Below are 9,840 nucleotides of genomic sequence, written 5' to 3'. Positions count from 1 at the left end.
ATACAACAAATTTAAAAAATTAAAAGTGTTGCATTAAGTTATTGAATTTACGAAAGACAAAACATTTCAGATGATACCAAACTAAATAGAATGTATATCCAGTTTGGAGAATTTCTCAACCAATTACGAAAAAAAAGTTTACCTCAAAATATAATCGGGTCTGTTAACCAGGATATAGAAGAATTAAATGCCACATCTTTTACAGCTGATGACTTTCGCAAATTAATAAAACAAAAACAAGCCAAAATCATAAAACTACTGGAGAAGGAACTTAAAATAGTACCCAAAAACTACTATCGTAATATTTGGCTGGCTTTAGGAATGTCTGCCTTTGGTTTGCCAATCGGGGTTGCTTTTGGAGTAAGTATCGGTAATATGGGTTTATTAGGGGTAGGTTTGCCTATTGGTATGGCGATCGGAACTCTGGTAGGTTCCAGAATAGACAAAAAAGCCTTTGAAGAGGGAAGGCAGTTAAATATTGAAATTAAATAGCAACTAATTAATAGTTAATAAATTGCCAATAAAATTTTCTACACTTAGGTGGATGAAAAGTAGGTTTTTGTATTGTCTTAATTTTGTCAAATCAAGACAAAGTATTTAAGTAATATATATTAAGAAAAAACATATCTATTTTGGCACAGACAGGTCTACATAATATCGATAGAGTAAAATACGAATAGTTTTTTGTAATGCTTACTCAGGTTTTAGTCATAACATCACCTCTATATTTCGTTTCAAATAAATCAATGGAGAACATGACAGTAAAACTTATTAGTATTCTGGTATCTTTATATTTAAATTAGAACTTAGTTTTAATTAACATGTATTGTTTTTTTAATTGTTTATAGCAATAGTTGAAGTCAGTACATCTAACTTTACCCATTTTACCTCTTCATTTTCAATAATTACAATCATTCGATCACCATCTTTAACTTCTCCTGAAATTATTTTCTTGGCAAGCGGTCTCCTTAAATGACTTCTAATGATACTTTTTATTGGTCTTGCACCATATTTCGCATTATACCCGTTTTCTGCAAGATAAAGTTTGGCTTCTATTGGGATTTCGACTTCTATATTAATATTTTTAAGTAAATCCGTAAATTCTTTTTTAAGATGGATTTCAAATATTTTTAAGGCATTTTCTTTGCTGATGGGTGCAAAAGGGACAATTTCTGTTAATCGTCCTAAAAATTCCGGTCGGAAATAATTGCCCATAATTTCCATTAAAGAGGAGGAATTAGGAATTTGTCCATTGTTGAAGTTGTCTACAATATGATCTGCGCCAATATTTGAAGTAAAAAGTATTATGGCATTCGAGAAGTCTCCCACTTTTCCTAATCGGTCATGTAATTTTCCCTCATCCATTATTTGCAGAAACACATCATAAACAGAAGCATGCGCTTTTTCGATCTCATCAAATAGCACAATAGAATAAGGTTTTTGTCTTATCTTGTTGACCAGCAATCCTCCTTCTTCATATCCTACGTATCCCGGAGGAGCTCCATGAGTGGGATTATTTGTGTGATAGTTTTATGAAAAACTTAAAAAATAAATCGTCTAATGTATTTCCATATCGATTATTTATAAAAGAGTAAGGAAGAAAATATAATTAATATAAATAAAGCATGACTTTTTAGGTCATGCTTTATTTATTAATCTAGTATATGAGATTATTTTAAATATCTTCGAAGGTAGTGCCCTGCTTAATATCACCGGTGCTAAATCCTTTTTTAAACCAGTACATCCGTTGTTCAGAAGTACCATGCGTAAACGAATCAGGTACGACATGACCCTGCATTTTGCTCTGTATGGCATCATCACCAACAGCGTTCGCTGCACTTAAGGCTTCCTCAATATCGCCCGTATCGAGGTTTTCTTTATTATAATGGGTCCACACACCGGCATAAAAATCGGCCTGCAGTTCAAGGGCAACCGAAAATTTATTCGCTTCAGCTTCACTTTTCCCTTCCTGGTCACGGCGCATTTGCGCTGAGGTACCTAAAAGTGTTTGTATATGGTGTCCTATTTCATGCGCTATCACATAGGCAATCGCAAAATCGCCGCCTTTGGCACCAAACTTAGATTTAAGTTCCTCAAAAAAAGCAAGGTCCATATACACTTTTTGGTCGCCCGGACAATAAAAAGGACCGGAGGCAGAGGTAGCACCACCGCAGTCGGTTTCAACAGAGCCTTTAAAAAGAACAAGCTTCGGGGCTTTGTAAGTCATGCCGTTGTCAGCAAATATTTTACCCCAGATATCTTCATTATCAGCTAAGATAACACGCACAAAATTGCCCATTTCTTCATCGGCGGCACTTAAGGGCACACCGCTTTCAGTCTGTGCAGGTTGTCCGCCCTGCAATTGTTCCAAAACAGGGGTAATAAGCTGGGCATTTTCACCGCCAAAAACATTGACCAGTAAAATAATGATACCAATTATGCCGCCTCCCGCAGCTACTTTTCCACCAGAAAGAGAACGCCTGTCCTCTACATTATCACTTTGTCTTCTGCCCAACCACTTCATAAGATATTATTTTTACGCCTATAGCTTGTTTGTCTGTTACGAATTTATATTTTTTTTTTGAAATAAAGTAGCAATAAAAATTATTTAGTTGCGTATTAAGACAGCCATTTAAGTAAAACATCCTCAACGGCACCCTTTACGATGGGTTTAGAGATATAATCGGTCATTCCGGCAAGCAGGCATTTGTCGCGTTCTTCCTTTTCGGCACCTGCCGTAACTGCTATAATAGGTATTTTTTCGCCTTTAAGGGTATTGCGTAGTATTTTGGTGGCTTCATAACCATTCATCAAAGGCATTTGAATATCCATAAAAATAAGGTCAGGGGTGATGTTTTCAAACTGAATCAGGGCATCATGTCCATTTTCAGATTCATAAACAGTGGCATTACGGAACAGGTTTGTAATAACCGTTTTCAAAAGCAGCATATTGACTTTATTGTCTTCTGCTATTAAAAAAATATAGCTTTTGGAAGTGACCGTAGCATAGTCTGCAGACGGCTCAGTGGTATAATAATCAGGAATACTGGGGTCATAATGCTGCTGATCGCTCGTTTTGAGTGTGAGGTCAAAATAAAACGTACTCCCATGGCCGATCGTGCTTTCAAGTTGCAGTTGGCTGTTCATTAAGGCAAGCAGCTGGTTAGAGATAGTAAGCCCTAAACCGGTGCCGCCAAATTTTCTCGTAGTGGAGCTGTCTTCTTGCGAAAAAGCTTTAAAAATCTTATTCTTATTTTGTTCAAGGATTCCAATTCCGGTATCCGTGACAGAAAAACGGATCAGGCAGACACTGTCTTCTCTTTCGAGCACGGACACATCCAGTTTTATACTACCTTCATGGGTAAATTTAACGGCATTAGACAATAGATTAATCAGGATTTGTTTCAGTCGTACAATATCAGTCTTGATATAGTCGGGCACATCTGGGCTGACATGAAGCTCAAGCTTCAGGTTTTTGATATTCACTTCATAAAGCATAAGGTCAAAAACCTGTGCTAATATTTTTTTAAGATCGTATAAATCAATAAACAATTCGAGCTTTCCGGCTTCTATCTTTGAAAAATCAAGGATATCATTAATGATTTCTAATAGCGAATGGGCAGATTGGTTGATGGTTACCATATATTTTTCCTGAATGGCGCCAAGTTCTGTATTCATTAGTAAATCGGTAAAACCAATAATGCCATTCAGCGGAGTCCTGATTTCATGGGACATATTGGCAAGGAAATCAGATTTGGATTTGTTGGCAGCCTCAGCTATTTGCTTGGCTTTGATGGCATCCTCAGTGAGTTTTTTATTGGTAATATCAAAATAAATACCGCCTACAAATTCAATGGCATCATCTTTCTTGATCACATCGCCAAACTCCTCGACCCAAATAATTTCCCCGGTTTTCTTGCGGATACGGTAAACATTATGCATGGGTATTCCGTGCTGCAGATTATCGATTTGGTTGTCGATAACGTCATCTTTATCTTCAGGATGGATGAGCGATAAAAACGACAGGTTATCTTCAATAAATTCTGATTTAGAGTAGCCGGTCAGGTTCAGGATCTCATCATTCAGAAAAATCTTGGTAGAAAGCGTATCAAATTTCGACTGATAAACGGTTCCCGGAATATTATTGGCAATCAGCTTAAATTTCTCCTCACTTTCCAGGATTTTGGCATAATTGCCATTTCGTTCTAAGGCAGAAGAAATATTATTGGCAAGGGTTTGAAAAATATAGATTTCCTCTTCAGACCATTTTCTTTCTTTGGTACAGTCGTCAAAACCAATAAAGCCTGTAAAAACATCATTGATGTACAAAGGCATGATCAGTATAGAAAGAATTTCGTTGTTGATCAGTAATGTTTTAAAAAAACCATCATCAAGTTTACGGGTTAAGGTATTTAAGACTTTTTTGTTTTTAGATCCTTTTATAATTTCTTTAAAGTTATCTTCTGTAAAGTGGGCTATAGGGGTAATCTGATGTTTAATGCCATCACGGCTCCATTTGTGTTTTTGGCTGATGGTGTTGGTTTCAAAATCCTTTTCATAATAAAACATATGATCTGCTTTTGCTGCTTTGCCGATTAGGTTATAGGTTTCCTCAAACATTTTCTGGGTCGTCTTGCTGAGCAGGAAGTTCTCGGTGCAAAGCGCCAGTGCAGATAGGAGTTCGTTTTTAAATTCCAGTCTGCGTTCAGCTTCCAGTCGCATTTGTGAAGAAATAGCCAGCGAGATCACATCAGAAATAGTCTTGGCATAATTAATATCTTCAGCATCCCAGACTCTTGTATGCGCAGTATTTTCAAAACACACGACACCTGCGAGTTCCCCGTTTAAAAATATAGGGGCGTCCAGCATCGATTTGATGTCGTTTTTTTTGAAATACGTTTCTTGAAACTCCGATGTCTCTAACTCATCAAAAACATCAACAGCATTAATCACCGCGTTGTTCTTTAAAGTTTCAAAATAAATGGGATACGATTCTTTTTTAAGCATATCCTTATCGCCTAAGGTGTCACTGTCACTTCTGAATAGATTTTTACAGCGGATAGTGTCAGTCGAATATTTCCAATAGCTGACACGGTTGGTTTTTGAAACCAGCGACGCTTCTTTGATGATAAAATTGATGGCCTCTTTAATGTTGGCAAAATCGTTAAAGTTGATCGTGGATAGTTTGGTGGTAGAATTATTGTACGACTCTATTTTTTCGAAACGTCTTTTTTTATCATTCTCAATATTTTTCAATTCGGTAATATCCCTCGCAATACCTGCAAAACCAACAGTCTGCCTTAAATCATTTTTGAGTAGGATGACCTTTTGCGAAATCCATAATTCTTCCCCGTTTTTCTTTAAGATTGGCATCTCAATTGTTGGATAATTATTTTCGGTCCTTTCTAAAGCTTCATAAAAAGCACTTGTTTGCTGTATAAAGTCAGGTCTTATAAAATCAGAATAATGCTTGGAAAGCACTTCACTTTCAGCATAACCCAGAATAGTAAAGGCAAAATCATTAATAAAAGTAAAATACCCGTCCTTGTCAATTTCAAAAATAATATCAGCAGCAGTCTGAATCAGGTTTTTATACTGGTCCTGAATCTTGATTTGTTCTGTTATATCCTGGCCAATTCCAATAACAAGGTCTTCAGAAAATCGTTTGTCCTTCCATTGAATATACTTGTATTTGCCATTTTTGCATTTTAATTTCCGAACATATAAGGTATTGTCTGTGTAATTTTCAAAATAGGCTTCACCAATAAATTCCGGATCTTCGGTCAGTTGCCAGAAACCTTCCCCTAATACTTGTTCAGGAGTATAGCCTAAAATTTCCCTGATAGATTCACTGCAAAAAATAAGTTCTCCCTTTTTATTACAGGCTATGGTGAGGGAATTTCCCTTATGCACGATTTCACTGGTAAACCTGAAGCTGTTTTTTTCATTAATGGAAACGGCATATTTGATCTGGTTGATCACAAATATGAGCAGGCAGAAATTAATTAATAATACAGATGTTTGAATAGGGATAGTTTCAAATAAAATACTCGTTATTAAACAAAGGAATACAAGCACAACAAAGGACTGGTAAATCTTTAACGGCTTTAAAACTGTATAGGAGAAAAAAAACGAGATGAGAAAAGCAATTATAGGCACAATGTCAAAAGGAAGAAAAATGATGTTGCAGGCAACATAGAGCATGAATACTAAAAATAAACTAATAAAGATAGTATCAATTTTTTTTCGCAGATAGTCAACTCTTTCTGTGGTAAGATAAAAAAGCAATATAAAAAAACCTATTGGTAGATTGATATACAAAAGGCTTTTTGGTCTTATAGTAAAAATTTCATTTATAATCTCGATTACAATTATAGCAATCCCGAAAAACAAAAAATAAAGATGGTACTCTTTTTTTGAAATATCTGTTTCCTTATTTTTTTCAATAAAATAGCCTATTTTACTTTTTATTTTCAAAAACTGATAGAACAGTAAAGTTATAAAACCAAACAAGAACAGTCCTAAAATTATTATTTTAGGACTGTCGTAAGTAATGATATGATGGGAGTGAAAAAGGATATCTGGATTAAAAACAAAACAATTGAGACCAACTGATTTCAGAATGTTTCCAAAAAAAGTTAGGGTACAAAGTGACTGATTTAAAAAACTATAGCATAGTACCATAGAATCTGTCCTGGTTTTGTTTAATAATAGTTTTTTTGAATTTTCTAAATAGAGAGGTTTGGCTCTTTTGTTTAGGATTTTCTTTTTTATTCAAAATCTGATCGCCCAATAGAATCAATAGAATCCGTATGATCCTCCGTACTCAGGATAGCAGAATAAATAGCATAAGTCATAGAATAGGTAAAAGGAATAGTAAATACAATTCCAATACAACAGCCTATAAAACCAACCATAGAGGCAATTCCGGCAACGATAAATAACAATATAATAGTAAGTGGCTGTTTACTGATAATCAGGATACTGGATTTGATAGCATCTGAAACGTGCAGCCCTCCAAAAATAATTAAGGGAATCGTCAGTGATGTAAACAGGGAAATAATAACTGAAAGTACAGTATCAACAATAATTATCCCTAAATAATTCAATACAACAGATATCAGGCCGGTAACAAAACCGATAAGCAGTGTAGCAAGGAAGATTTGAAAAAAATAATGAGGCCTGTAATAGATAAAAAGGGTAGAAACATTAAATGTTTCATCCTTATCCGCACAATCGGCCATCTTTAAAAATCCGGCAGTAAAAGGGCTGAAAAAAGCAGTTAGTAGTGTAGCTGCACCAGTATAAATAATTAGATTAGTAGTGGATGGCTGCCCGTTAGCAAAACTTTCAATAAAATCCTTATTTAGGTTTTCGGCTCCATAATAAAGTACGAACCCTAACCCTCCAATAAAAAAGGAAAGGATGAATAAAATCAATAATATTAATCCGGCATAAAGCGCAATTTTTTTATAGTTTTCAAAAGCATGATTAAATACATTCGAAAAATCCAAAGTATATCCATACTTTTTAATTTGTGCAATTTGGTTTAGTGTTGAATTCATTAGTAATAAGGTTGCTTTATATTATGGTCAGTAAGTTGGTTATTTAGACGTAAATATAATATTTTTTATCAATTACTAAATATAATCTTCAAAATACTGCAGAAAGCGTTTTGCGGGTTTACATCCAGTTTAGAAACTTTCTTATATTGGCAAGTTTATTTTTATAAGGAGCATAACGCATAGGCAGATCAAGCCAGTTGCCTTTTTTGACAACTCCTTTATGATGAGAAAAAAGATCAAAACTCAACTGGCCGTGATACGCACCAATTCCACTATGTCCAACACCGCCAAAAGGTAATCTTTTATTAGAAAAATGAACTACAGTATCATTAATACAGCCGCCTCCAAACGAATAGTTTTTAATAAGCTTTTCTGCAAAATGGCTGTTATCACTGAAAACATAAAAAGCAAGGGGTTTTTCAAATCGGCTAATCACGTTATGGATATCCGTTTCTGTTTCATAGGTAAGAATTGGTAAAACAGGACCGAAGATTTCTTCATTCATTACAGGGCTGTCCAAATCGGGTTCTTCTAGTAATGTAGGTGAAATAAACAATTCATTTGCATCAGTTTCACCTCCAAAAATAACTTTTTCCTGTTCAATCATACTCACTAATCGCAACCAGTTTTTAGTATTGATTATACGGGTAAAATCAGGTGATTTTATGGGTTTTTTACCATAAGCATTATTAATCTCCTGAATTAGGAAATTAACAAAAGGTATTTTTATTTTTTTTTGAATAAGGATATAATCCGGTGCAATACACGTTTGTCCAGCATTAATAAATTTTCCCCATATAATTCGTTTGGCCGCTAATTCAAGATTCACAGTTTCATCAACGATACAGGGATTTTTACCACCTAATTCAAGTGTTACCGGAGTCAGGTTTTCTGCAGCTGCTTTGGCTACGATTTTACCTACTGCCACACTTCCGGTAAAAAAAATATAATCCCAGCGCTGTAAGAGTAATTTATTTGAAACCTCAATACCGCCTTCCAAAACTTCCACATGATTGACATGAAATGTTTTTTCTATTATTTTTTTTATAATAGCAGAAGTATGGGCAGTAAGTTCCGATGGTTTTAAGACAACTTTATTTCCTGCAGCTACAGCGGAAATTAAAGGACATAATGCAAGTTGAAATGGATAATTCCAGGGGGAAATAACCAGGACATTTCCGTAAGGTTCTTTATAAATATAATCAGTAGAAGGAAAGTTCAGCAGGGATGGCATAACGCGTTTCCGCTTTGCCCATTTATTAATATTTTTGATGGTATCTTTCAGTTCTGAAATAACATAGCTGGTTTCCGTTAATACCGCTTCGAATTCCGGCTTTTTAAAATCATCATATAAAGCTTTTACAATGAGGTCCTCGCTTTGCTGAATAGTATACAATAACTTCTTTAGCGTTTCTTTGCGATATCCGATGTCGTTTTTGTAGTCCATTTTTATTTGATTTTGACCATGCAAGTTACTTGATAAAAATCAAAATAATTATAATTTAGTCATAAAATCATATAGCATTCCAAAGCGTCTCATCCGGTGTTGGTGCAATAATGATGACATTTTCTTTGGTCACAGGATGAGTAAAAACAAGTTTTCTGGCATGAAGATGAATACCACCGTCAGGATTGCTTCTGTCAAAACCATATTTTAAATCCCCTTTTATGGGAGAACCAATAGCCGACAATTGTGCACGAATCTGGTGATGACGCCCTGTATGCAAATTGATTTCAAGTGCCGCATAATTTTGAAGTTCTTTAAAAACAGTATAATCCAGACTGGCAATTTTACTGTCCGGCACTTCTTTAATATGTGCTTTTGAAGTATTGTTTTTTTCATTTCGTTTTAAAAAATGAACCAGTCTGGCAGTTGTTTCCTGTGGTTTATTCTTTACAACTGCCCAATATGTTTTTTGCGTTTCGCGATTGCTGAACATCTCGTTCATACGGGATAATGCTTTACTTGTTCTGGCAAAAACAACAATTCCTGTAGTGGGACGATCTAAACGATGGATCACTCCGAGAAATACCTCGCCCGGTTTATTGTATTTTTCTTTTATATACTCTTTTACAACTTCAGATAAAGGTTTGTCACCTGTTTTATCACCTTGAACGATATCCCCCACACGTTTATTGATGACAATAATATGGTTGTCTTCGTGTAAAATTTGGAGGTTATTTTTATCCGAAATAATTTTCATTTTTTGACTTGGAATTTTGGACTTCTGATGGTAGTTTATAAGTAGTAATGCTTAAATCGTATCAGCATAAG

At 35.0% G+C, this 9,840-nt stretch carries 6 protein-coding genes and 1 pseudogene; 1 reads left to right on the top strand and 6 read right to left on the bottom strand.

Annotation, left to right across the window (positions count from 1 at the left end; translation table 11 throughout):
• The first annotated feature begins 90 nt into the window (after window positions 1–90).
• Entirely contained in the window at window positions 91–492 is a 402-nt protein-coding gene (locus ABI657_RS12825; protein WP_348097664.1) for a hypothetical protein, read from the top strand.
• A gap of 342 nt (window positions 493–834) precedes the next feature.
• On the opposite strand, the pseudogene ABI657_RS12820 reads toward ABI657_RS12825, so the two are convergent.
• The 6 genes and pseudogenes from ABI657_RS12820 to ABI657_RS12795 all read right to left on the bottom strand — a co-directional run.
• A pseudogene (locus ABI657_RS12820) lies at window positions 835–1,506 on the bottom strand (AAA family ATPase); the annotation flags it as partial.
• 169 nt (window positions 1,507–1,675) lie between these two features.
• Window positions 1,676–2,524, bottom strand: a complete 849-nt coding sequence (locus ABI657_RS12815) for a neutral zinc metallopeptidase (RefSeq protein ID WP_348097663.1) — start codon at window positions 2,522–2,524, stop codon at window positions 1,676–1,678.
• A gap of 95 nt (window positions 2,525–2,619) precedes the next feature.
• The gene (locus tag ABI657_RS12810) at window positions 2,620–5,982 is read right to left on the bottom strand and encodes a PAS domain S-box protein (protein WP_348097662.1); all 3,363 of its coding nucleotides are present in this window, start codon (window positions 5,980–5,982) and stop codon (window positions 2,620–2,622) included.
• A gap of 788 nt (window positions 5,983–6,770) precedes the next feature.
• Window positions 6,771–7,565 (bottom strand): hypothetical protein, encoded by a 795-nt coding sequence (locus ABI657_RS12805; RefSeq protein WP_348097661.1) that lies wholly within the window; start codon window positions 7,563–7,565, stop codon window positions 6,771–6,773.
• A 118-nt stretch (window positions 7,566–7,683) separates the two neighbouring features.
• A complete protein-coding gene (locus ABI657_RS12800) occupies window positions 7,684–9,012 on the bottom strand; it encodes an aldehyde dehydrogenase (protein ID WP_348097660.1) in 1,329 nt (442 codons plus the stop codon).
• 67 nt (window positions 9,013–9,079) lie between these two features.
• Window positions 9,080–9,769, bottom strand: coding sequence for an RNA pseudouridine synthase (locus ABI657_RS12795; RefSeq protein ID WP_348097659.1), 690 nt, complete (start codon window positions 9,767–9,769; stop codon window positions 9,080–9,082).
• Window positions 9,770–9,840 lie beyond the last annotated feature (71 nt).

Origin of the sequence: Flavobacterium sp., assembly GCF_039930565.1 — a bacterium.
In the GTDB taxonomy this organism is placed as follows: Bacteria; Bacteroidota; Bacteroidia; order Flavobacteriales; family Flavobacteriaceae; genus Flavobacterium.
This window is presented reverse-complemented; position numbering and strand designations above follow the sequence as displayed.

Bases quoted from the DNA above. Each gene is read 5' to 3' on its own strand.
- ABI657_RS12825 (WP_348097664.1), top strand. From the start codon at position 91: ATGTATATCCAGTTTGGAGAATTTCTCAACCAATTACGAAAAAAAAGT.
- ABI657_RS12815 (WP_348097663.1), bottom strand. From the start codon at position 2,524: ATGAAGTGGTTGGGCAGAAGACAAAGTGATAATGTAGAGGACAGGCGT.
- ABI657_RS12805 (WP_348097661.1), bottom strand. From the start codon at position 7,565: ATGAATTCAACACTAAACCAAATTGCACAAATTAAAAAGTATGGATAT.
- ABI657_RS12800 (WP_348097660.1), bottom strand. From the start codon at position 9,012: ATGGACTACAAAAACGACATCGGATATCGCAAAGAAACGCTAAAGAAG.
- ABI657_RS12795 (WP_348097659.1), bottom strand. From the start codon at position 9,769: ATGAAAATTATTTCGGATAAAAATAACCTCCAAATTTTACACGAAGAC.